This window comes from Dehalococcoidia bacterium (assembly GCA_021295915.1).
Taxonomy (GTDB): Bacteria; Chloroflexota; Dehalococcoidia; order Lucifugimonadales; family UBA1123; genus VXRN01.
On sequence record JAGWBK010000017.1, the window covers coordinates 17,131 to 41,289 of the forward strand.

Consider the following 24,159-nt stretch of genomic DNA (forward strand, 5'->3'; position numbering starts at 1 on the left):
CCTGCCTTCAAGCACCGAGTGCTACAATACCGCCATGTCTCCGCTCTACCACTCAGGGCAGGCGCTCGACGTAGTTCCCGGCTGGTCGATCTTCGACTACGCCGACAACCTCCGTGTCCGCGTACCCACTTCATGCGGACGCACCGGCGAGTGCCACGAGTGCATCGTTGAGGTCAAGCGCGGCGCCGAAGCCCTCAGCCCCCTCACACCAGCAGAAGGCTTTCTGAGAGGCAGCTATCGCCTGGCCTGTCAGGCCCACGTGGTCGACGAGAACGAGGATGTCGAGTTCGCCGTTTTGCGTAGACAACCCCGCATCCTCACCCACTCGGTCCGAAGGCAGGTCGACCTCGATCCGCTGACTTCGCGCGACGGCGACTCCGTCGTCTTCGACGGACAGCGCATCGACTCCTACCGCGGACGCATCTACGGTCTCGCTGTGGACATCGGCACCACGACGGTCGCCATGAATCTCGTTGACCTCGAGACCGGCGACATCGTCCACACGGCCTCGTTCGAGAACCCGCAGCGCTTCGGCGGCAGCGACATCATGAACCGCATCTCATACGACGGAGGCGAGTTCAACGGCGAGCTCCGGCAGGTGATGCTGTCGACCATCAACTTTGAGATCGGCGACATGGCTCGCTCGCTCGGATTCCACCGCAGGCAGATCTACGAAGTCGTTATCGTGGGCAACTCCACCATGCGCGACCTGTTCTTCGGCATAGATGTCCAGCCCATAGGCGAGAAGCCATATAGGTCGATTGTTGAGGACGAGTATCGCTCCGGCATTCGCAGTACCACAGCCCTGACCACGACTGCCAGAGAGGCCGGATTGCGAGTCTTCCCGGATGCTCACGTCTACGGAGGTCCACTCATCGGCAGCCACGTCGGCGCTGACGTCGCTGCAGACCTGCTCGCAGTTGGAATCGACGAGGAGGACGAAGACGTCATGCTCGTCGACGTCGGCACCAACACCGAGGTCGTTATCGGCAACCGTAACCGGCTGATGGCCGCCTCATGCCCCGCCGGACCGGCATTCGAGGGAGGCCAGATCACTCACGGAATGCCCGGCTACAACGGCGCAGTGGAGTCTGTCCGCCTTCTCAACTCAACAGCTCCCCTCTCCCTTGAGGGAGAGGGCTGGGGTGAGGGTGAATACACGGGGACAGTAGAGGTTGAGACCATAGGCGGGGCCGATGTGCAGGGCATCTGCGGCTCTGGACTCGTCGACCTTCTAGCCGAACTCCGACGCCACGACCTCATGAACGAGCTCGGCGCTTTCAGGAACGGCGACTCCGAGTTCGTATTCGCTCCCGAACAGCGCATGTCCCTCTCGCGAGCGGACATATCCGCGCTCGCCCAGGCAAAGTCAGCCAACTACTCGGGGCAGTTCATCGTGCTGCGCAGCTACGGACTGCCCATCGATGCCATCTCGAAGCTGTACCTCGCAGGCGGGTTCGCCAACTACGTCAACGTGAATAACGCGGTCGCAGTCGGGTTCATAGCAAACGTGTCGTCTGACCGCATACACAAGGTGGGCAACGCTGCCCTCGAAGGCGCGACGATCATGCTCGTCTCCTCAAGGCTACGCCGCCGAATGGAGGAGCTTGTATCAACCGTCGAGCACATCGAGCTTGAGACCACCCCGGACTTCTTCGACATTTTCGTCGAAGGGTGTATGTTCAAGCCAATGGCTCTATAGAGCTAATGGTGATTTAACCAAGAGTCAACTCGACAGCCGTCATACCGGCGAAGGCCGGTATCCAGTCGGTATGCTGGGTGAAGAAATGTGAACTAGGAGTCTGAAGTGCCAAAATTCAAAGTCCTCATAACTGACTACGTATGGCCCACTACAGAGCCCGAGGAGACCGTCCTCAGGGAAGAGGCTGACGCCGACGCAGTGGTAGCTCCCGACGGCAGCGAGGACACGCTCGTGTCCCTCGCCGGAGACGTCGACGCCATCATGACCTGCTTCGCGCAGGTTACCCCGGCAGTGCTGCAGGCTGCCCCCAACTGCGTGGCCGTGGGCAGGTTCGGAGTCGGTGTCGACAACATCGCCGTCGACACCGCCACCGAACTCGGCATGGCTGTTACCTACGTGCCCGACTACTGCGTTGACGAGGTCTCCGACCACGTCATGGCCCTTCTGCTCGGCTGGAACCGGAAGGTCTCGGTCTTCGACAACTCGGTCAAGGGAGACGGGTGGGGGAGCGTTGGGCTCACCATGCGCATGATGCGCCTTAGGGGAAAGACCCTGGGAGTAGTCGGCTTCGGACGCATCGGCCAGGCCGCCGCCCAGAAGGCTCTGGCGTTCGGCTTCCGCGTGCTTGCCTACGATCCGTACATGACCGCCGAGCAGTGCGCCCTCCAGGGAGCGCGTAAGTCGGACCTCGACACCCTGCTTAGGGAATCAGACTTCGTGTCGCTCCACTCACCGCTCAACCCTGAGACCGAAAACATGATCGGCGCACGCGAGCTTGACTTGATGAAGTCAGAGTCGTTCCTAATCAACTGCGCCCGCGGCCCTCTGATCGACGAAGATGCTCTCTACAACGCCCTCACCAGCGGCTCCATAGCCGGCGCAGGACTGGACGTCATGGTCGACAACCATCCTGCCAACGATCACCCGCTGCTCGGACTCGACAACATCATCATCACACCGCACGTGGCCTTCTTCAGCCAGGAGGCGACTCTGGAGCTGGAGCAACGCGCCGCCCGCGAAGTCGCCTTCGTTCTAACCGGCCGCATGCCCGACAACCTCGTAAACCCAGCCGTCCTCAACCACCCAAACCCGAGGCACAGCCTCAAGTGAGACTAGCCGCGTTCACTTGCTCAATGTGATTCGGGAGGGTGAAACTGCTATTGTTCGGGTAGCTGGAAAGGACTGGAATGATGAGAAACGAATTCACAGCCGTCATAGAAAAAGACGGAGACTGGTTCATCGCCTATTGTCCGGAAATACCCGGCGCCAATGGACAGGGAAGAAACAAGGACGCAGCTAGGGAAAGCCTGGCAGACGCGATCAGTCTGATATTAGAGGACCGCAGGGAAGACGGCCTGCGAGGAGTCCCAGAAGACGCCATACGGGAGAAGGTCACAATCGAGTGAGGCGACGATCGCTAATTCGTCACCTACGTCGCTACGGTTGCTACCTGAAACGTGAGGGTAGGTCTCATTCGCTCTGGTGCAACCCCGATACCGGTGTTGTTGAAGCGGTCCCGCGCCACACAGAAATCTCCAACCAGCTGGCTCGAAAGATCTGCCAAAGGTTGTCTGTGCCCGTGATCGGAGGTTAGCCTACCCCTCAGCTAGGAAACCCCTCACTACCTCCGCAAACTCCCCGGGCTTTTCTAACTCCGGCCTGTGACCGCAGTCGTCCAGCACAGCCAGCCTCGAGCCTGGAATCGACTCGTTGTACCGCTGTCCCGCGCTCAGCGGAATGACAGCGTCGTCCCGACCCCACACCAGCAGCGTCGGCACGCGCTTCAGTCGATGCAGAATCTGCGGCAGCGTCGGGTTGTGCATGTATGGCCGCCAGCTGAGCATACACGCCACCTCCCTGACATCCTCCCAGTCGAATTGTAGATCAGGCGTCGGCTCGTCCGGTGAGACTACGGAGAACTCCTCCACGCTGTTCTTGTCTTTTACGCTGGCCTCCAGGAACGCTGGCATCGTAACCAGGAACATATCCAAGATCTCGCCCACAGGCGGCCTCACGCCCGCTGCAGACACGAGCACCAGCTTCTTGAAACGACTTGGGTCCATCGTCGCGAGCTCCGCAGCCAGCCACCCGCCGAGCGAGAATCCGATCACGCTGATCTGCCCCATATCGAGATCGTCCAGCGCCTCCAGGTACCATCCCGTCATGTCGCGCATGGACATCGCCCAGTCGAGACGCGCCGTGCCGCCGTATCCAGGCATCATGGGGATGTTGAGGTTGAAGTGTTGCGCCAGCGACTCGTGCCACTGCAGCCATCCGGGATGACCTGTCTCATCGTGCAGCACCAGTACCGGTTCCCCATCCCCGCCGGTCACGAGAGTGGTCTGAATCCCAGCCAACTCCCTGCTGCGGCTTGTCCAAGTCTGTTGCGCAGTGGTCATTTTTTAGCTCTCCCTCTCATTTGCTGGGTGGGTCGTCATAACGCGGTGGATGTTAATTTGCGCAGCGCAGATAAATGTCCAGCTTTAAGCTGGCTCGAAAAGTCCCTCAACGAAGTCACGCGGATCGAAGACCGCCATGTCATCCGGCTCCTCACCCGTGCCTACGAACAGCACAGGCAGGCCAAGTTCATCGGTGATCGACAGCACCACCCCTCCCTTGGCAGACCCGTCCAGCTTCGCCAGGAAGACCCCGGCGCAGCGCATGTCTTCGACAAACGTCCTGGCCTGCATCAGACCGTTCTGACCCGTCGTGGCATCCATGGCCAGGATGACACGCTGCGAGCGCGAGACGCCCTGCCGGGCTATCACGTTTCGCATCTTGCGCAGCTCGGTCATCAGGTTGGACCTCGTATGCAGTCGTCCCGCCGTGTCTATGATGACCACGTCGATTTCGCGAGATCGCGCCGCCTGGATCGTGTCGAACGCCACGGCCGCCGAGTCGGCTCCCTGGCGGTGCGCGATGACGTCCACGCCGAGCCTTTCGCCCCAGGTCTGAAGCTGCTCGATCGCCGCCGCCCTGAACGTATCCCCAGCGCCGAGCAGCACTGTGTGCCCCTCTTCGAGATGTAGTTTCGTCAGTCGCGCGATCGCCGTTGTCTTGCCCACGCCGTTCACGCCGACCATCAGGATGACCAGGGGCGACTCATCAACCTCCATGACCCTCTCGGTGCCGTCCACGGTGAGCGTCTCCATCATCGCGCCCTTCAGAAGCTCGAATGCCTCCTCAGGACGTGTGATTCCGTTATCGCGGACCTCATCTCGCAGGTCGTCCAGCAGCTTCATCGTCGTGGATACGCCCACGTCGGCGGAGATCAGTATCTCCTCCAGCTCGTCCCACATGTCATCGTCTATCTCGCTTCGCTGGAAGACACCGGTCATGCGCCTGAACCAACGCTGTCCTGTTCTCTGGACAGCGCTCTTGGTCCTCTCGCGGTCTTCCCGCTCGCCCCTTCTGAGGAACCTGAGCATGTGTGGATGAATCTCCTTCGTAGCTGTTCAAATACCGACGTGAGAGTAGCACCTGCATACAGTCGTCACAAGTGCATAATTCAGTCCCTCTGCCTCAGAGCCTGCCCTGGACTTGATTCGGGGGCTGACAGGGGATGTAAGGTACACAGAGAGGCATGAGTACCACCAACAGACCCCCTCTCCCTCAGGGAGAGGGTTGGGGTGAGGGTGAAAATCCCGCCGACCACTCAGCCAGATTAGTACCAACCAACCACCGCCCGTATAATGGCGTCTGGCTATGTTGAACGTTCTCCTCTGGCTGATAACTGTAGAGATCATAGGGCTGGCGGTCTTCCCACTAGCCTACTTCCTGCTGCCCAAGCTGTCGGATAGGGGATACGGGCTGAGCAAGCCCCTCGGTATCCTGCTGATCGGCTACGTCGCCTGGATCCTGAGCGTGGTCCACCTGCTCCCCAGCGTCCGGGCAACTCTTTTCGGGCTGGTGCTCCTGGTAGCGGCCTCGTCGGCTGCGCTGGTTTACTTCCATCGGGACGAGATGACCGCGTTCCTGAAACGCAGGTGGCGGCTGATAGCGATCACCGAGATCGTATTCCTCGCCTTCTTCCTGGGTTGGGTACTTTTCCGAGCTTACGACCCGGCGATAAACCACACCGAGCAGCCGATGGACTTCGCGTTCCTCAACGCGTCTCTGGAATCGACCTTCGGCCAGCCTGAAGACCCGTGGCTGCGAGGCGAGTCCATCAGCTACTACTACTTCGGCTACTGGATGATGGGAGTCGTCAGTGAGTTGTCAGGCGTAGCTTCAAACTTCTCCTACAACCTGTCACTCGCGCTCATCCCGGCGATGGCTGCAGCGGCCGTGCTGTCCCTCGTGGCCAGCATGGTGAGGTACGACAGGGGCTACCTGGATACCGCGGCATTTGCAGGCATTGGGGCCGGCCTTCTGCTGATCGTTGTCTCGAACCTGGAGGGCGTGCTCGAGTTCATGTACGCGAACGCCATCGGGTCGCAGGGATTCTACGACTGGCTCGCAATACAGGGCATCGACGGTCCGACTGATGCACCGACGGACAGTTGGAACCCTAACGAGTTCTGGTGGTGGTTCAGGGCCACAAGGGTCATCAACACCTATGTGGACGGCATCGAGATCGACTACACGATCCACGAGTTCCCGTTCTTCAGCTTCATGCTGGGAGACCTGCACCCGCACGTCATGGCCATCCCGTTCGCGTTGCTTGCTGCCGGATTCGCGCTCAACTTCTTCAGGTCGGAAGTAACCGACCTGCGCAGGCTTGGCCCCTGGGGATACGCCACGATCGGAGCTATGGCGGTCTCTCTGGGCGGGCTGGCCTTCACCAATATGTGGGATCTGCCCACCTATGCCGCTCTACTGATCGGAGTTGCCGCGCTCAAGGCCTACGCCCGGCCGCCCATCGACGCATCCAGTGAACAGGCTCCCTCTCCCTTGACGGGAGAGGGCTGGGGTGAGGGTGAGTGGCAGCCGAAAGAGAAGGACGACCAATCGGCTGGCGACGGTGGCGAGAGTGCTGAGGCCGTTCTGAAACGGGTGGGGCTCGCCGTGGCACAGACCCCGCTGATCGTGGTCGCACTCGCATTCGTGCTGTATCTACCGTACTACCTGGAGTTCACCAGCTCGGTACAGGGGATCGGAGCCGTCTCTACTTCGTCCCGCTACTTCCACCTCTTCCTGGTCTGGGGCACCCTGCTGGTCTTCGTAGTGCCGTTCATAGTTGCGTGTTTCTGGCAGACTGTCGTCGGCCCGGACTGGCGACGAATGACAGCGATTTCACTCGCCATCTCGTTCCTGCCGTTCCTGCTATGGATGCTGGTCAGGTTGCAGTCCCCGACGCCGACCGAGGGCCCCATAGGGCGATTCATCCACGTCCTCCCGCTGGCGCTGCTCATCGGAATGGCAGTGTGGTCGGCCATCCACGAGACAAAGCTACGCGGGCCAACGGGTAAAGCCTTTGCGCTTGCCCTGGGATCTCTCGGGCTGCTGCTGATCATGGGCCCGGAGCTGATGTACGTGGACGACTTCTTCGACGATCCCAGGCAGCGCATGAACACCGTGTTCAAGCTCTACTACCAGGCTTGGGTACTTCTTGCCACAGTTTCCGGCTACTCCATATACTACTGGCTGTCCCTGAGACACAGCCTAACCGGTCGTATACGAAAACTCACCACCGTTTGGGCAGCAGCGGCAATTGCACTTGTGATTTGCGGCCTCTACTACCCGGCAGCCGCTTCCGCGACCAAAGTCGAGGAGGGAGGATTCGCCTCCAGTCCGACACTGGACGGTCTCGCATATGTAGCGAATAGCCGACCTGCTGAGTACGCAGCAATAGACTTCATCAAGAACAACCTTCCTGAAGACGCCGCCATCCTGGAGTCGGTTGGAGAGTGGTTCGAGGCCGGACTGATCTCCCGAAGCACCGGTGTACCCACGGTGTTCAACTGGCCCGGTCACGAGATCCAGTGGCGAGGCTCGAACGAAGCTATCGGCGGTCGCCAGAGCGATGTCGCCGCCATCTACACGACCACCGATCCCGATCAGGCCCGAAACCTGTTGCAGAAATACGACGTAAATTATGTGTACGTTGGGCCGCACGAGCGACTCACTCACGACGGATCTGGCCTGGCCAAATTCCCCGAATTCATGGATACGATCTTCCAGCAGGGCGACGTGACCATATACAAGATGCGCGAGTAGGGGCAGGTTTCAAACCTGCCCCTGCCACCGAGAAAATGGCCGACATAGCAATTGCAACACCTGAAGAGTCGCCTGCCCCTGACGTGAGGGGTGTCCGTCGGCTGCTCAATATGTCCAGCTTTAAGCTGGTAGACATCCGATGGTGGGAGGCCGTCGGCTACGCCGCGCTCATTCTGGTCGGATTCGGAATGCGACTGTGGGAGCTTGGCGCGCGCGCCATGCACCACGACGAGAGTCTCCACGCTCTGTACTCCTGGAACCTGTTTAACGGCTCTGAGTACATCCACAACCCGATGATGCACGGGCCGTTCCAGTTCGAGGCGAACGCCGCCCTGTTCCTTGTCTTCGGCGACAGCGATGTCACCGCTCGCCTCCTGTACGCGATCATGGGCACCGTACTGATCGCAATGCCGCTCCTGTTCAGAGAGAGGCTGGGACGAGTCGGAGCCCTCACGGTCTCGCTTCTCCTCTTCGCATCGCCGGCGATCCTGTACTTCAGCCGCTTCGCCCGCAACGACATCCTCATGGCCGTGTGGACCTTCGGCCTGGTCATGTGCATGTGGAAATACCTGGACGAGGCTCGCAATCGCTACCTGTACATCGCCGCCGGCCTGCTCGCTCTCGCATTCGCCACAAAGGAGTCGGCCTACCTGGTGGTGGGCACTCTCGGACTCTGGTGTCTCCTGCTGGCGGCACGACCCTACATAAGTACCGCGCTTCGCCCGGTGGAGGTACAGGGAGTCTCTCCTCCAGTCGCGATATGGCGAGTGCTGCGCCCCCTCTGGAACTCGGACAGGTACCAGAAGATCGACCTTGCGGACCTGTCCCGTCCTGCGGCCTTTGTGGTCTTCTTGATAGCCGTTACGCTGCCCCTCTGGTCCGCGTTCAGCGCGATTCTTCAGGACACCTTCCTGTTCAGCTGGACCGGCCTCGTGATTGCTGCCCCCGAAGGCAGCGCTAGGATCGGCGACCCCATCGGCGGCGGTAACGTCATCGCCTTCCTGATCGTCGTCGGCATTTTCGCCCTCTCCGCCTACATCGGGTACCGGTGGAACTGGTCCGTGTGGTGGAGATGCGCGCTGGTCTTCTACACGATCTGGACGCTGCTCTACACCACGTTCCTCACCAACTTCTACGGCGGCATAAAGAGCGGCATCTGGCAGGCTCTGGGCTACTGGATCGTCCAGCAGGGCGAGGGTCGCGGCGGTCAGCCCTGGTACTACTACTTCGTCACGACCTCCGTGTACGAGTTCCTGCCCTTCTTCGTGGGCATAGTAGGTATGATCTACTTCCTTCGCAGCCGCAACACGTTCAGCGCATTCCTGGTCTACTGGCCTGTGACCACGTTCCTGCTCTATACGATCGCCAGCGAGAAGATGCCGTGGCTCCTGGTCAACATCGCTCTGCCTTTCATCGTGCTCACCGGCATGTTCCTGTCCGACGTTGCCAAACGCATAGAGTGGCGCAAGGTAATCGAGCACAGCGGATACCTGCTGATACCGGGCGTACCTCTGTTCATCGTCCTCCTGTGGAACCTCGCGTTCTACAACCCCACGGGCAACACACTCATGGACGTCGGAATCCAGGTCCTCCTCGCCGTGATGGCCGTAGGTATGGTCGCAATGGCTGTGTTCATGTCTCGCGCGATGGGCAAGGTGAACGTCGCCAGCATCTCGCTTCTGATGGTCGCTGCGATTCTGCTCGTGCTGTCGGTGAGGGCAGGCGCCATCGCCTCGTATCGCAACGGCGACGTCCCCGTCGAGATGATCGTCTACACACAGACCTCTCCTGACGTGAAGCGGCTGCTCGATTCCATCCGTGAGACGGAACAGGAGGGCACGGTCGAGGTCGCCATCGACGGCACGTCAGGGTTCTCATGGCCCTGGGCCTGGTACTTCCGCGACACCACGAGCGTGCGCTTCCCGACGTACAACTCGGACTCGTTCGAGTCTGCCCCCAGTGAACCTGTGGTCGTGGTGCACTCCAACAACCGGGACTCTGCCGACGAGGGACTGGCCGACCTCTACGGCAGGGCAGAGCGCGTCAGGCATCGCTGGTGGTTCCCCGAGTACATCTACCGTGAACTCACCCCATCCAGGTTCGTCGGAGCCCTCTTCGACAGGTCTTCCTGGCGCAGAGCGATGGACTACTGGCTGAACCGTGAGGGAATCCGCGATCGTCTTGGCAGCGAAGACTCCTACCTCTACTTCAAGGCCGACGTTCCCCTCGACTACAGGGCATCCCCGTAATCCCCCGATTGACCTCCGACATACTCCCTCTGCCATGATGGCCTGTCCACCAATAGTCCCCTCTCCCTGAGCATAGAGGGATAGGTGAACGGACAGTTCGTTCGTCACCGGATCAATCCCGGCGCAGGCTCTGAGCTTGTCGAAGGACATCCCCATCCTCTGGATTCCGGCCTCCGCCGGAATGACGGTTTGTGAATACCTACCCCTGACATCCCCTCACCAACACCGCTAAACTGACACCTACATGAAGTACCTAATCGGCATAGGAATCAGCATCGCCCTGTTATTGGTGTTTGTATTTACCGTCGATGTTCGGCGTATGCTGGAGGCCTTGAGCGGCGCAAACTACTGGTTCACGATACCTGCCGTAGGGATGTACCTGCTGTCAGTCTACTTCCGCTCGATGCGCTGGACTGTGATGCTGCGGCACCTCAAGCCCGTAAGCACGATGAGGCTTTATCCGGTGGTGACCATTGGGTACATGGTGAACAACCTGCTTCCGATGCGTGTAGGAGAGCTCGTCCGCAGCTACTACGTCGGAGAGCGCGAGGGCATCAACAAGGCCTCAGCACTCGTGACCGTTCTGGTTGAGCGCATCTTCGACGCCCTGACGCTCCTGTTCTTCGTCGCGGTCGTCGCCCTGTTCTTCCCGGTTACCGGACTCGTCCAGTCCTTCGGAGAGCGCTTCGGAGTCCCGGAGATTGTTCTCATTCTCGGATTCACCCTCCCGTTCGTAACTGCCTTCGGAGCGCTGGTACTGCTGGCGCTCTACCCGGCACGCGCCCAGGCCTTCGCCCTGTTTGTCGCCCGGCCCTTGCCAGACCGGCTGAGATCGCTGGCGGAATCGCTTACAGGTATGCTGCTGCAGGGACTGGAGCCCCTGCGCGATCCTCGCAAGCTCGCGGTGCTATTCGTGCTGTCCATACCGATCTGGCTGACCGAGGCTGCCGTATTCTGGATAATGGCCTTCCCGTTCGGAATCCAGGAGACTCACTCCAACCTCTGGGAAATGGCTGCCAACATGGTCCTGGTTACTTCGATAACCAACATCGGCGCCTCCGTGCCCGCTGCCCCTGGCGGACTTGGACTCTTCGAGATCATCGCGCGCGAGACACTCGTACTGAGTCCGCTGTCCAACGTCGCGAGGCCTGCCGCCGCCGGATTCGCCGTCGTAGTCCACGCCGTTATACTGCTCCCGATGATCATTCTCGGCCAGGTCTTCCTGTGGACGGCCCACGTCTCCCTGAGACGCCTCTCCCGCGAGGGCCAACGCCGTGATGACCAACCCGCGGAACGGACTGACAGAGGTAGATAGGTGTGCCATCAACTTTGTATGCCAACCAACAGCCCCTCTCCCTTGACGGGAGAGGGTTGGGGTGAGGGTGAAATGGCAGGGTCCAAGCCTACGATACTGACACCATGCGAGTAGCCATAATCGGCGCCGGAGCCGCCGGCCTCCCAGCCGCCTACGACCTCCTGAAGGCAGGCCACCACGCCGTCGTCTATGAGCGCGCCCCTTTCATCGGCGGCCACGCCTCCACGTTCGACGTTGGCGGCGAACGCCTGGAACGCGGCTACCACCACTGGTTCACCTCCGACACCGACATCACCGACCTCGTCGACGAGATCGGACTCGGCCACACCATCCGCTGGATAGACTCCACCGTCGGCACCCTGCACGACGGCGAGATCTACGACTTCGTCACACCCGTAGACCTCCTCAAGTTCAAACCCCTGAGCATTCCCGACCGAATACGCCTCGGTCTGACCACGCTGTACCTCCAGCGACAGAAGGACTGGCGTAAGTATGAAAGAGTCACCGCCGACGAGTGGCTCCGACGCCACGGCGGCCAGAGCGTCTACGACGCCTTCTGGGAACCCATGCTCCGTGGCAAGTTCGGCGACAATTACTACCGGGATGTCACGATGGCCTGGGTGTGGGGCAAGATCAACACCCGCGTCGCGTCGCGCGGCAAGAGCATGGTTCGGGAGAAGCTCGGATACCCTATGGGCAGCTTCGGGCTCCTGTTCGACACCCTCGCCGACAAGATTCGCGGTCTCGGCGGGGAGGTCCAAACCTCCGCCTCCGTGAACCGAATCCTCGTCGAAGACGGCAAAGTCCAGGGCGTCGAGGTCCAGATGGGTGATAACGCCTCAGACGGTAGGGGCGGGTCTGAGACCCGTCCGTATGACGCCGTTCTTGCCACGACCCCGTCGCCAGTCTTCACCAGGCTCGTTCCGACGTTGCCGGACGACTACCAGGCCCGGCTCGACCGAGCCCGCTACATGTCCGCGGTGCTGATCGTGCTCGTGCTGGACAGGCCGCTGTCCCACGTCTACTGGCTGAACGTCGCCGACAGGTCCATCCCCTTCGTCGGCGTCATCGAGCACACCAACCTGATCGGCCCCGAGCACTACGGTGGAAAGCACATCGTCTACCTGTCCAACTACCTGACGATCGACCATCCGCTGTACAGGATGGAGCACCAGGACCTGCTCGACGAGTACCTCCCCCACCTCAAGAAGGTTAACCCCGAGTTCGAGCTGGACTGGATCGAGCGCAGCTACCACCACAGGGTCGACGGCGCCCAGCCCGTAATCGGAGTCAACTACTCTCAGCACATCCCGAGCCACCGCACCCCGTTCGAGGGCGTCTACCTCGCCAACACCACCCAGATCTACCCCGAAGACAGGGGCACCAACTACAGCGTCCGCATGGGCCGCCAGGTCGCCCGCATGATGATGGAAGATTTGCAATAAGGGCCACCTGACTCAACCCCCACCGTCCCAGAGAAGTCAAGCCTTCATTCCACCACGGTCCGAAGTCCAGCCCCTCCACCGTCATTCCCGTGGAAGGGGGGAATCCACTGGGGTGGGAAGGGGCCGACACCACCCTGCGCCGCTATCACCCCTCCAAGAACACCAACATCAACCTGTTGAACTCCTCCGACTGCTCCATCTGAGGCCAGTGACCGCACCTCTCGAATACATGCAGTCCCGCCCCCGGGATTAACTGCTCAGCCCGGCGCGCATGCTCCACCGGGATGATCTCATCATCCGCACCCCAGAACAGCATCGTAGGCATGGCCAACTCCTGCAGCCGCGCCGTCATGACGTAAGGACTCCGAACTCCCCACACGCTGATGTACTTGCGGATGATCGACAACGCAGCCTCCTGCGCTCCCGGAAGACCGTTCGTGCGTCGAAGCTCGTCGACCACTTCGTCGGGCACCAGGCTCTTATCGTAGAAGCACTTGCGAGTCATGGCGCCGACGTTGTCCAACGGCCCACCAAGCATGAACTCCCCGACTAGTGGCAGAGACGCAAGCCGGATGACCATTGCTATGTCGCGCCCCAGCGCGCCGCTGCCGCACAGCACAAGCTTCGACACCATCTCCGGGTGCTCCAGCGCGGTGAACAGACAGACGCCCCCACCGAGTGAGATGCCGGCCATCGACACCCGCTCGTGTCCGAGGCCCAGTACGAACTCCCTCATCAACCCCACGATGAACGCCGAGTCGAAGTTGAGGTCGTACTTCTCAGAGTCGCCGTGTCCCGGCAGATCGACAGCGTACACACGATGGCGCTCCGCAAGCGCCTCGATGTTCTCGCGCCACGCCACCTTAGACGAGGTCAGCCCGTGCACCAGCACCAGAGGCGTGCCCTCTCCGGCCTCGATATACCGGACCCGCACGCCCCTGACCACAGCGTCTTTCTGTTCACCTGGAAAGTTCAAGTCAAATAGTCATCTTGCTCCCTCTCCCTTGATGGGAGAGGGCTGGGGTGAGGGTGAAAACGACTTGATTCCAAGCTAGTATGCACCACCCATCCCCCTGGGTTCCCGCTTTCGCGGGAATGACGACGTTACTCAAAGGTCTCCTCGTTATAGCGCTTAATTGATATGAAAAAACTATACCCCCACCAGCACAGGCTCGCCCTCCTCGACCTTCTCGAAAGACAGTCCACCATCTTCAGCCACGTCCGCTCGGATGTGGTCTCCTGACACAAACTCGCCTCCGAGAATCAGCCTCGACAGTGGGTTCTCTATCGACCTCTGCACCACGCGCCTGAGAGGTCTCGCGCCGTAGGTGCGATCGAACCCCTCGCGAGCCAGCCAGTCACGCGCCTCGTCGCTCAGGTCGATCGTGACGCCGTGCTCGGCCAGCCGGCCTGAGACCTCGGCGAAGATGATATCGACGATCTGCCTCGTCTCCTCTTCGGAGAGCGGGTCGAACACGATGGTTTCGTCGATGCGGTTCAGGAACTCCGGCCTGAACACGCGCTTCAGAGCCTCGTCGACCGCCGCCCTCCGCTTGGCCGAGTCTGTCTCTCCATTCGCGCCCCGTAGGAAGCCTACAGCCTCTCTGATCTCGACACCCGTGCCCAGGTTGCTCGTCATGATGACCAGCGTGTTGCGGAAGTCCACCGTATGCCCCTGTCCGTCCGTCAGCCTGCCGTCTTCGAGTATCTGCAGCAGTATGTTGAATACGTCCGGGTGCGCCTTTTCGATCTCGTCGAACAGGATGACCCTGAACGGACGCCTGCGCACTGCCTCCGTAAGCTGTCCGCCCTGGTCGAACCCGACGTATCCCGGAGGCGCGCCGACCAGCCTGGACACCGTGTGTTTCTCCATGTACTCGGACATGTCCACGCGCACCATGTTCTGCTCGTCGTCGAACAGGAACTCCGCCAGTGCACGGGCCAGCTCGGTCTTGCCGACCCCAGTCGGGCCGAGGAAGATGAAGCTGCCGATTGGACGCTTCGGGTCCTTCAGTCCGGCCCTCGCCCGTCGGATGGCGTCCGAGACTGCGGTGATCGCGGCGTCCTGCCCGATGACCCGATGATGTATCCGCTCCTCCATGTGGAGCAGCTTCTCGGCCTCCGTCTCCAACAATCGGTCGACAGGAATGCCGGTCCAAGTCGCGATGAGTGTTCCGACCATCTCTGCAGTCACGACCATCGCGCTCTCAGAGTTCCCAATTCCAAATTCACTATTCACCATTCCGAGTTCTTCCTGCAGCCGCAGCCTCTCTGACTTGTGCACTGCGGCTTCCTCGTAGTCGGCGCGCTGCGACGCTGCCAGCTCTTCGTGTTCCAGCCGCTGGATCTGCGCCTCCAGTTCCACGATGTCTGAGGGCTTGGATTGCGAGTCGATGCGTAGCTTGGACGCCGCCTCGTCGATCAGGTCCACCGCCTTGTCAGGCAGCAGCCGGTCGGAGATGTACCGCTGGCTCAGCCTCACAGCCGCCTCGATTGCGTCGTCTTCGACCTTCACCTTGTGGTGTGCCTCGTACCTGGGCCGCAGTCCCTTCAGCATCTCGATGGCGACCTCGGGGTCGGGCTCTTCGACGAGCACTGGCTGGAAGCGACGCTCCAGCGCAGCGTCCCTCTCGATGTAACGGCGGTATTCGTCCTCAGTCGTGGCCCCTACCGTCTGCAGCTCGCCACGCGAGAGAGCAGGCTTCATCATGTTTGATGCGTCGATCGAGCCTTCGCCTGCTCCCGCTCCAACTACGGTGTGCAGCTCGTCGATGAACAGGATGATCTCGCCCTCGGCCTCCCGGATCTCGTCCATGACAGCCTTCAGGCGCTCCTCGAACTCGCCCCTGAACTTGGCGCCGGCAACAAGTGCGCCCATGTCGAGCGCGAGCACGCGACGGTCTCTCAGCTCCTCCGGCGCGTTGCCGGAAACGATGCACTGCGCCAGGCCCTCGGCAATTGCCGTCTTGCCGACTCCAGCCCCGCCGATGAGCACCGGGTTGTTCTTGGTGCGCCGGATGAGCGTCTGCATCACGCGTGCCACCTCGGCCTCGCGTCCGATGACCGGGTCGAGCTGACCGGTCGATGCCAGTTCGGTCAGGTCTATGCTGAACCTGTCGAGAGACCGGTAACGACTCTCAGCCCTCTGGTCTGTCACGCGGTGACTCCCACGCACCTTGTGGAGCGCCTTGTACACCCTCTCGGTGTCCACTCCGTACTGCTTGAGAATCTGGGCCAGCGGACCCTGCTGCTCCTGCGTGAGAGAGACGAGTAGGTGCTCCGCGCTGATGAAGTCGTCTCCGAGCCGGTCGGCCTCGGCCTTGGCGCGACTTAGCGTCGCCTCCGCGCGGGGAGTCATGAATATCTGTGTCGCCGGCTGCACCGACCTCGGCACACCGTCCATAACGCTGTGCAGGTTCGCACGAATTGCGTCCGTCGGTGCCTCGAGCTCCGCGAGAAGCTCCTGCGCGATGCCGTCCTTCTGCTCCAGCAGCGCCATCAGAATGTGCTCCGCGTCCCACTGCTGGTGACGATACCTGCGCACGACCTCCTGCGACTCCCGCAGCACCTCCTGCGCCTGCTCCGTGAAGTTGTCTGGTCGTAGTACCATGTCCACTACCTCTGTGTTCACGCCCTGAGCCAAAGGCATCAAGGCATAAGTTTCCGTGTCTTTATTGTAGCAATATACTTGATACAGAACAACTCAATTATGGTGCAGTTCTACCGTATCTTCTGAATCCCCCCTCGGCCACCAGCTCAACAGGCATCACGCCCACACGGACCTCGCGCTCCAGTGGGCGTGTGTTTGACATGGGTTATTGGGCTCTGTGACCGGTGCTGGGAGTTTGGCAATAGATAGTGACCCCGACGGGGTCAGAACGGGTAGGTGCGAAAGTTGGTTGGCTGTTGGACGTTCCAGTAGTAAGGGCTGCTGCGGTCGTCCTCTGGATAGTAGACGGGGCCGTCGTGCAGCTTGCACTTTGGGTGTCCGCAGTTAACCAGCCTGAATGAGGTCGGGATGCTTGGAGTAGGAGACCACCTCTCGTGCTCTTCCCGGGATGGTGGTGGGCCGAGGTCTTCTTCCTCTTTGGCCGCGGCAGATTCTGCCTCTTCCTTTGCTTTGGCTTTCGCCCTGGCCTTGGCCTGCTGGGCCTGCTGCTCTGCTTCTGCTTTCTCCCGGCGTTCGCGTTCGGCTTTGATCTACTTTCGGCGTTCGATCTTGGTGTCGATCATCGCGTTGAATTCGCCGAGTTCCCTGGCGACGATTGCCTCGTACTCCTCAGGGTCGAGGGAGTTCTTCCACTCGTAGAACCACTTCTCGGAGTTCTCCCATGCCTGATCGTAGGCGGAGAGATCGCGTTCATAGGGTGGGTTGTCTGGATCGGGGTCCTGTTTGGCGAGTTCGGCCTTTATGCGATCGTCTTCTTCGAGGATTGGTGTGATTAGTTCGATGAAGGCTGACCAGTCGGTGTCGTCTTCTGTGGGGGTGTCTGAACTCTGATTCGTCTGATTAGGGGATTTCTGTGATTTTGTTGGTTGGGGGCTGCGTGTAGGGGCAGGTTTGAAACCTGCCCCTACGGCTGGTTGGTGTTCCTGGTTTTCTCCCCCGTATCGGGTACGGGGCAGGCTCTCACCCCAGCCCTCTCCCGCTGGGAGAGGGGGCCCTTGCTCTGAGGAGTGGGTGGTCGTGTTTGCGTGTTTGCCGAAGCCTCTTTCGAGGAGTTCTCTGGCTGCTGAGAGCCTGTGGTGGGGCTTGAATGCCTTGAGTTGGCCTTCCATGACGTTGATCAGGAAGCGGCAGACTGTGCGTCCGTCGTCGGTGGACTCTTGGATCTTCTTTGCTAGGGCGAGGTCGAACTCTGAGTTGTCTGAGGAGCTAGAGTCTGTGCTGTGTCGGGATGGCTCGCGTGGGTTGTCGAGGATGAAGGCTATGCCCTCGTTGCGTTGTGCCAGGGCGGGTCCTCGGCAGTTGCAGCCGTACTTCGTGAGGAGCCGGGTAGCCTGGAGCCTGTGGCACATCATGAAGTCGTCGAGCTCATCGGTCATGACTTCTGTGAGGAAGTCGATGATGAGGTCGCCGTTGTCGGTTTTGGCCTGGATTCTTTGGGATAGGTCCATGTGAATGGGGAATCTTCGAATAGTGAATTAATAAGAGAACATATGTACTGTTGACGATGATAGCGAGTGGAATGGAGGGCGTCAAGGGGACTGTCTGACCCCATATCGGAGTACGGTGTGACGGTACTGTGTTTCGTCTGATTAGGGGATTTCTCTGATTTAGGAGGAGGCAGTGATAGGTGGAGGGTGCTGCTCAGTGGGTCGGGCTGTACGTGATGCCTTCGCTTAGCATCGTGGGATGGTGTTTCTATGTCCTGCCTTATAGCCAAACCACGTCCCACGATATACGATTGCTCCAACCATCGGGCCGCGCTCAAGACGGGCCGACAGGGAAGGAGACCCCACTATGGCGACTTTCACAACCAGGCCCGTAATCATGGGAAACCGTGGCGTGGTGACGGCGGGACACTATCTCGTCGCATCGGCCGGACTGCGGATGCTGATGAACGGCGGCAACGCCATCGACGCTGCTGCTGCTATGGGCATCTGTGAGACTCTGCTCGAGCCACAGAGCTGCGGCATTGGAGGCGAGGTCCCCACCCTCATCTACTCTGCCAGGGAGGGCAAGACCTACGCCATCTCCGGCATGGGGTGGTCTCCCAAGGCATTCACCATCGACTGGTGCCGCGATAACGGCATCGACCTCATCCCCGGCGACGGCTACCTGCCTGCCACAGTCCCGGCTCCCGTCGACACCTGGGCGACTGCTGTTGCCCGCTTCGGCACAATGAGCTTCTCCGAGATTCTCCAGCCGACCATCGAGTTCGCCGAGCACGGCTTCCCCGTTTACGAGACCATGAGCAACCGCATCGGCCTGAGCGAGGACAAGTTCAATGACCTCTACCCGACCACGGGCGAGATCTATCTGAACAATGGGAAAGCGCGGAATACAGGAGAGATTCAGCGCAACCCCGACTTCGGCGCGATGCTCAGGATCATGTGCCGCGCAGAGGACGAGGCCAAGGGCCGGGGCAGGGTGGCCGGCATCGAGGCCGCCCGCGACGCTTTCTACAAGGGCGAAATTGCCGAGAAGATTATCAGGTTCATGGAAGACAACCCGGTCGAGGACGCCAGCGGCGAGGAGCACAAGGGTCTGCTCTCCTACGAGGACATGGCCGAGTGGCACGCTGACGTCGAGGAGCCTCTCTCCATCGAATACAATGGACTCGACGTGCACAAGTGCTCGTCGTGGACTCAGGGACCCGTCTTCCTGCAGCAGCTCGCCATCCTGCGTGAGCTTGACGTCAAGGGCTACGGACACAACTCACCTGAGTACCTGCACGCATGGGTCGAGTCGGCCAAGATGGCCTTCGCCGACCGCGAGGCTTACTATGGCGATCCTAAGATAGACGACGTCCCGTTCGACCTTCTGTTGTCAGGCGAGTACGGTAACATGAGGGCTGGGCAGATTGGCGAAGTCGCCTCTCTCGAGCTTCGCCCCGGCGATCTCGGCGGCGGAGTCCCCGAGTACACCTCGATCAGCGTGGTAGACGACAACCGCCGCGCTCTCGGTGTAGCAGCGAGGGAGATCAAGGACCTCGGATTCGGTCACGCTCACATCGGCGACACGACACACCTGGACGCCATGGACGCCGAGGGCAACATGGTCGCCGCGACTCCAAGCGGCGGCTGGCTCGGCTCATCCCCGATAGTAAAGGGACTGGGATTCCCGATGGGCACCCGTGGGCAGATGTTCTACCTGAACTCCGAGCGTCCCAACGCGCTGGAGCCGCGCAAGCGCCCGCGCGCGACACTCACTCCGACTATAGCTACGAAGGACGGAGGCCCGTTCATGGCCTTCGGCACACCGGGAGGCGACTCCCAGGAGCAGTGGACAATCCAGTTCTTCCTGAACCATGTCGAGTTCGGCATGGACCTCCAGGAGGCTCTCGACGCGCCGACAGTCCACACAACGCACTTCCCGTCGTCGTTCTACCCGCGCCACGCCTTCCCCGGACGCGTCGTCGCCGAGTCGCGCCTGCCAGAGAAGACGCTCAACGAGCTCCGAAAGCGAGGCCACGACATCGAGATGACCGGCGACTGGGCCAACGGGAAGGTCCTCGGCATCCGCTACCACTCCGACACCGGCACCATAGCCGGCGCCGCCTCCGCCAAAAACAACATAGGTTACGCCATGGGCTGGTAGTGGGGTACGACTGCCACTCGACAGAATGCGGTATGATTAGATGTACATGTAATTCATACCGGAGCAATCATGAAAATATCAGAACGAGGCCAGATAACTATTCCTAAGCACCTCAGAGAGCGCTACGGGATGACCAATAACGTCGAAGTCGAAATCACCCCAACCGAGAAGGGCCTACTCATTCAAAAGAGTACGGCAGCGGAGCACCCGGTTGACCGCATCGTAGGGATTCTTGATGGGGTCGTCGATGATGATCTCGACATCGACGAATACATTGAGGAAATCCGCGGGAGGTGATAACCGCGGTCGATACAAATGTCCTGATGGACATATTTCGGTCTGGTTCACCGAACCACATTCAGTCACAGTCATGGCTTCGCGCCGCTTACGACACTGGCGCCATCATCGTGTGCGATGTTGTGTATGCGGAACTCGTCCCCTTCTTCCGTGATCGTTCTCAATTGGATGAGTCATTGCGAGCAGTTAATGCGGTTGTCTCATCTATCGACACTTCGATAGCGTATCAGGCCGGATCACGCTGGATGCAGTATCGTAGGGCAGGTGGACCCCGAACAAGGATCATCGCCGACTTTCTTATTGGCGCACACGCGATGTCAGTCGCCGACGTGTTCCTCACCCGAGACCGCGGCTTCTTCGCCACTTACTTTCCCGAACTGAAGGGCGCCGAAAGTCAGTGACTGACTTGGCCCGTGTCCAATACGGCGACACTACCATTGAGTACGTCGTTCGGAGAAGCAAGCGTCGAAAGAAGACCGTCGAGATTAGTCTGAGAGGCGACGGTGTTCGTGTTGCTGCTCCCTGGAGGACATCGGACAAGCGGCTGCGCGAGTTCGTTCTCAGCCGGGCACCCTGGATCATCGAGAGGCTGGACGAGGAGCGGGCCCGTAAGTCGAAGGCGCTTCGATTCGTCAGTGGCGAGAAGCTGCCGTACATGGGCCGTAGCGTCTCACTTGAGGTGAAGGCTGCCGATGTGCGGTCATCGAGTGTGAAGTTCGATCGTTGGCGATTTCTTGTATCCACGCCCCGGGGATTGACAGTCGTTGAACGCCGCGAGGGAATTCATCGCGCTATAGCCGAGTGGTACAAAGCTAGGGCCTATGTGCGTATTCCCGATAGCGTCGACCAGTGGTGGGACAAGCTTGGCAAGCGAGAGAGATCACGGATACTGATTGGTGATCAGAAACGCCGCTGGGGTAGCTGCTCCATAGATGGCACGCTCCGATTCAGCTGGCGGGTCATGATGCTGGAGCCGTCGCTGATCGAGTACGTCGTTGTTCACGAACTTGCCCACCTGACTCACCACAATCACTCTGCCAACTACTGGGCGCTGGTGAAGAAGGTGCTGCCGGACGTTCAGCAGAGGCGACAGCGCATCAGGGAAGTAGGGCTGAATATTCAAGTGTGATCTCTCATGCCTCTATTGACTTGAGCCAGGCATTCGTCCTAGAAATAGAATACTCTTTCAGCATTAAGTCAGCAGTGGTGGGTAAAGAAGAAAATGGAACAGCAGTCACCTGTCGACATCACGGGATTCGTCTCCGGCGGTGAGGTAACACTGTGCTTCGAGTACAGTGGATGTGCCGACCACCTTGCCAACACGGGTGAGTTCATTAAAGTCAACTACGAAGACGGCGGCGGCATCGTTCTCGATGGGCGCTCGTACCAGGTTGCCGAGGCCCACTCTCACAATCCCAGCGAGCACACGATTGAAGGCGAGCGTTTCCCACTGGAGATGCACCTGGTCCACAGGAGCGAGGGAGATCGAATAGCCGTGGTAGGTGTGCTGTTTCGCGAGGGCGAGGCCAATGCTGCAATTCAGGCGATCATCGACGCCGCTCCCGGTGAAGATGGAGCAACCTTCCCAGCCTCGGGACTGGGCGCAGCCGACTTCCTGCCCGAAGGTCGGGACTACTACTCTTACATCGGCTCGCTGACCACGCCTCCCTACACCGAGGGGGTACGCTGGCATGTGATGGCAGACGCTCTGGAGGTCTCAGCTGATCAGGTAGCGCAACTTGCTGCTCTGACAGGCGGAGGCACCAACAGCCGTCCCCTTCAACTGCTCAACGGCCGGCAGATCACGGCTCGAGGGATGAGCTGACGGACTGCTCTCCCTAAACTCGCACCTTTACCGGATTGGCGAGATCTCTGACGAGTACAAGCGCCGGTTCAGCCAGGAGTCTGTGCTCCAGGTTGTGACCGACGCTTGTGTTTCGTTCCAGTAATCCTGTTCCAGGCGGCTCTACTTCCACCCCATGCTGCCGTCTTTGCGGGGGATCAGTGACACACGGTGGCCGGACTCACACCGGTATCGCTCCTCACGGATCTGCTTGCGCTTACCGCTCAGTGAGGTCTGCTCCATGTCCACGTCTTCTTCGCAGAACGGGCATGTTACGCCGAACACGATCCGGTTGCGCAGTCGACGCACCTGAACGTGCGCCAGAGTCTCGGCAAATTTCGGGAATTCGCCTATGTACCGGAACACATAGCGGGTGCTGGAACTCATCAGGTTCCTCTTGCCTATCCGGGTGGGTGGTGAATAGCTGTAATCGACGTACCCACACTGGAGACACTGCGGTTCGTCGTATCTGGAAACCAGGGACGTATCGCAGCGCGGGCACATGCTATGTCGAACTTGAGGTTTGGTGTCGGGTGAATGTGCCGACGAGATCACCATTTACGTAACTCCCCTTCGAAGTTGGCTGGTCTCGATATGGAGGCTCGTTGGGAGGAGAGACTCAGCAACGAGCGGCCAGGTCGCCAAACATTATAGATAATCTCACATTGATGTTTGCAAGGGGTAAAATAAGTAATCCCGTTGTAATTTTCTTGGAATATGGCTAGGTTTTGATTGATACACGTTTACATGTGGACATATATGGGATAATCGCGACTTATGTAAGTACAGAAGCCGTGGTAATCCCATTTATACGCCAGCGATTTTCGCCGCCTAGAGAGAATCGCCCGTTTGAGGTGGCTGCTGTGGGTGATTAAATTCGACATTTGGTGTGTGTGATCGCGTATCCAGATTTGAATTTCCACTTTCGTTCGCTGCGGGAACGGCGCAAGCTAACGCACGGTCACTGTTGAGTTTTCGGTAGAATAGGGGGAGTAGAATCACCAGAGAGGCAAGAGGCACTTCGATTGCTCGCCATACAACAGCACATTTGAGGCAGCCCACGGTGTTCCCTGAATCAATTTTCGAGACTCTCTCAACTGCGAGCATTGGCGCATACGCCGTCAATGTCGAGCAGACCATTCTGTTCTGGAACAGGAGCGCTCAACAGATACTGGGGTACTCGTCCGATCGGGTTCTTGGGCGTCGATGCTACGACGTGCTGGTAGGCACAACCGCCGGCAGCCTGACTCCGGAGTGCCTGGCTGGCTGCCCATCGATCCTATGCCTGCAGTCGGGCCAGATACCGGGCATCCTCAGATTGCAGATGCTGTGCGCGTCGGGCAGCAGAATGTGGGTCTCGCTAACGCCAATGGTTATCGGCGGCGGCCAGAATGACCCGCCGTTGCTTGTCCATCTCTTTTCTGACGGACCGGAGCCCGAGGGACTGGACATGGCCGCCGAATCTGTGAGGCATGAACTATCCCAGGGCGGATACGACATCGTGTCGGACCGGGTCTCTACCGATGTGGCCCCATCTGAGACGCCATCGCTAACGTCCCGGGAGCTGGAAGTCCTGCGACTTGTCGCATTGGGCAGTCATGTCTCTGATATATCGGCGGAGTTGCACATCAGTCCTCACACCGTCCGCAATCACATACGCAACTTCCGCAGCAAACTGGGGGCGAACACGAGACTCGAAGCCGTGGTCGATGCCTTGCGGCTGGGAATTCTGCAGCTCGACTGATGTCCGGGGTGGCAATCGATCTGATTCGCCGCCAGGGACTGTCGCGACATTGCCGCTGGACACGCCCACGTCGACTGGTCCGACTGCCCACCGCAGCGAACTGAGCGAGTTACCTGGTTAACTCAGCTTCATACCTGGAGC

General features: G+C 59.9%; 20 protein-coding genes. 14 read left to right on the forward strand and 6 right to left on the reverse strand.

The window, feature by feature from the left end; genetic code table 11:
* The first annotated feature begins 34 nt into the window (after positions 1–34).
* The 3 genes from J4G14_06750 to J4G14_06760 all read left to right on the forward strand — a co-directional run bounded on the left by J4G14_06750 (position 35) and on the right by J4G14_06760 (position 3,108).
* Entirely contained in the window at positions 35–1,702 is a 1,668-nt protein-coding gene (locus J4G14_06750; protein MCE2457499.1) for a DUF4445 domain-containing protein, read from the forward strand.
* Between the two features lie 105 nt (positions 1,703–1,807).
* Complete coding sequence (locus J4G14_06755; GenBank protein MCE2457500.1) at positions 1,808–2,812, forward strand: C-terminal binding protein; 1,005 nt, start codon at positions 1,808–1,810, stop codon at positions 2,810–2,812.
* An 80-nt stretch (positions 2,813–2,892) separates the two neighbouring features.
* The gene (locus J4G14_06760; protein ID MCE2457501.1) at positions 2,893–3,108 is read left to right on the forward strand and encodes a type II toxin-antitoxin system HicB family antitoxin; all 216 of its coding nucleotides are present in this window, start codon (positions 2,893–2,895) and stop codon (positions 3,106–3,108) included.
* Positions 3,109–3,297: 189 nt separating this feature from the next.
* Here J4G14_06760 and J4G14_06765 read toward each other — a convergent pair whose 3' ends face one another.
* A complete protein-coding gene (locus J4G14_06765) occupies positions 3,298–4,101 on the reverse strand; it encodes an alpha/beta hydrolase (GenBank protein MCE2457502.1) in 804 nt (267 codons plus the stop codon).
* An 84-nt stretch (positions 4,102–4,185) separates the two neighbouring features.
* Positions 4,186–5,130, reverse strand: a complete 945-nt coding sequence (ftsY, locus tag J4G14_06770) for a signal recognition particle-docking protein FtsY (protein ID MCE2457503.1) — start codon at positions 5,128–5,130, stop codon at positions 4,186–4,188.
* A gap of 277 nt (positions 5,131–5,407) precedes the next feature.
* Here ftsY and J4G14_06775 point away from each other — a divergent pair, with 277 nt between their 5' ends.
* The 4 genes from J4G14_06775 (at position 5,408) to J4G14_06790 (ending at position 12,870) form a co-directional block, all read left to right on the forward strand.
* Complete coding sequence (locus J4G14_06775; protein MCE2457504.1) at positions 5,408–7,861, forward strand: hypothetical protein; 2,454 nt, start codon at positions 5,408–5,410, stop codon at positions 7,859–7,861.
* A gap of 35 nt (positions 7,862–7,896) precedes the next feature.
* Complete coding sequence (locus J4G14_06780; protein ID MCE2457505.1) at positions 7,897–10,110, forward strand: TIGR03663 family protein; 2,214 nt, start codon at positions 7,897–7,899, stop codon at positions 10,108–10,110.
* Positions 10,111–10,354: 244 nt separating this feature from the next.
* Positions 10,355–11,425 (forward strand): flippase-like domain-containing protein, encoded by a 1,071-nt coding sequence (locus J4G14_06785; GenBank protein ID MCE2457506.1) that lies wholly within the window; start codon positions 10,355–10,357, stop codon positions 11,423–11,425.
* Between the two features lie 104 nt (positions 11,426–11,529).
* Entirely contained in the window at positions 11,530–12,870 is a 1,341-nt protein-coding gene (locus tag J4G14_06790) for an NAD(P)/FAD-dependent oxidoreductase (GenBank protein ID MCE2457507.1), read from the forward strand.
* 145 nt (positions 12,871–13,015) lie between these two features.
* Here the strand turns inward: J4G14_06790 and J4G14_06795 are convergent, their stop codons facing one another.
* The 3 genes from J4G14_06795 to J4G14_06805 form a co-directional block, all read right to left on the reverse strand.
* Positions 13,016–13,846, reverse strand: coding sequence for an alpha/beta fold hydrolase (locus tag J4G14_06795; protein MCE2457508.1), 831 nt, complete (start codon positions 13,844–13,846; stop codon positions 13,016–13,018).
* A 174-nt stretch (positions 13,847–14,020) separates the two neighbouring features.
* On the reverse strand, positions 14,021–16,480 hold the full coding sequence (locus J4G14_06800) for an AAA family ATPase (GenBank protein MCE2457509.1): 2,460 nt from the start codon (positions 16,478–16,480) through the stop codon (positions 14,021–14,023).
* A gap of 590 nt (positions 16,481–17,070) precedes the next feature.
* On the reverse strand, positions 17,071–17,988 hold the full coding sequence (locus tag J4G14_06805; GenBank protein ID MCE2457510.1) for a hypothetical protein: 918 nt from the start codon (positions 17,986–17,988) through the stop codon (positions 17,071–17,073).
* Between the two features lie 346 nt (positions 17,989–18,334).
* Between J4G14_06805 and J4G14_06810 the strand changes: the two genes are divergently transcribed.
* The 6 genes from J4G14_06810 to J4G14_06835 all read left to right on the forward strand — a co-directional run bounded on the left by J4G14_06810 (position 18,335) and on the right by J4G14_06835 (position 22,380).
* A complete protein-coding gene (locus tag J4G14_06810; GenBank protein ID MCE2457511.1) occupies positions 18,335–20,134 on the forward strand; it encodes a gamma-glutamyltransferase family protein in 1,800 nt (599 codons plus the stop codon).
* 69 nt (positions 20,135–20,203) lie between these two features.
* Complete coding sequence (locus J4G14_06815; GenBank protein ID MCE2457512.1) at positions 20,204–20,431, forward strand: AbrB/MazE/SpoVT family DNA-binding domain-containing protein; 228 nt, start codon at positions 20,204–20,206, stop codon at positions 20,429–20,431.
* Complete coding sequence (locus J4G14_06820; protein MCE2457513.1) at positions 20,428–20,832, forward strand: PIN domain-containing protein; 405 nt, start codon at positions 20,428–20,430, stop codon at positions 20,830–20,832. Before J4G14_06815 ends, J4G14_06820 begins: the two co-directional genes overlap by 4 nt.
* Positions 20,833–20,837: 5 nt before the next feature.
* Positions 20,838–21,560, forward strand: a complete 723-nt coding sequence (locus J4G14_06825; protein ID MCE2457514.1) for a M48 family metallopeptidase — start codon at positions 20,838–20,840, stop codon at positions 21,558–21,560.
* A 93-nt stretch (positions 21,561–21,653) separates the two neighbouring features.
* Positions 21,654–22,256: a carbonic anhydrase family protein gene (locus tag J4G14_06830; GenBank protein ID MCE2457515.1), complete on the forward strand. Its 603-nt coding sequence runs from the start codon at positions 21,654–21,656 to the stop codon at positions 22,254–22,256.
* Positions 22,257–22,260: 4 nt separating this feature from the next.
* Entirely contained in the window at positions 22,261–22,380 is a 120-nt protein-coding gene (locus tag J4G14_06835; protein MCE2457516.1) for a DUF3574 domain-containing protein, read from the forward strand.
* A gap of 17 nt (positions 22,381–22,397) precedes the next feature.
* Here J4G14_06835 and J4G14_06840 read toward each other — a convergent pair whose 3' ends face one another.
* The gene (locus tag J4G14_06840) at positions 22,398–22,661 is read right to left on the reverse strand and encodes a hypothetical protein (GenBank protein MCE2457517.1); all 264 of its coding nucleotides are present in this window, start codon (positions 22,659–22,661) and stop codon (positions 22,398–22,400) included.
* A 676-nt stretch (positions 22,662–23,337) separates the two neighbouring features.
* Between J4G14_06840 and J4G14_06845 the strand changes: the two genes are divergently transcribed.
* Positions 23,338–24,018 (forward strand): PAS domain-containing protein, encoded by a 681-nt coding sequence (locus tag J4G14_06845; protein MCE2457518.1) that lies wholly within the window; start codon positions 23,338–23,340, stop codon positions 24,016–24,018.
* Positions 24,019–24,159 lie beyond the last annotated feature (141 nt).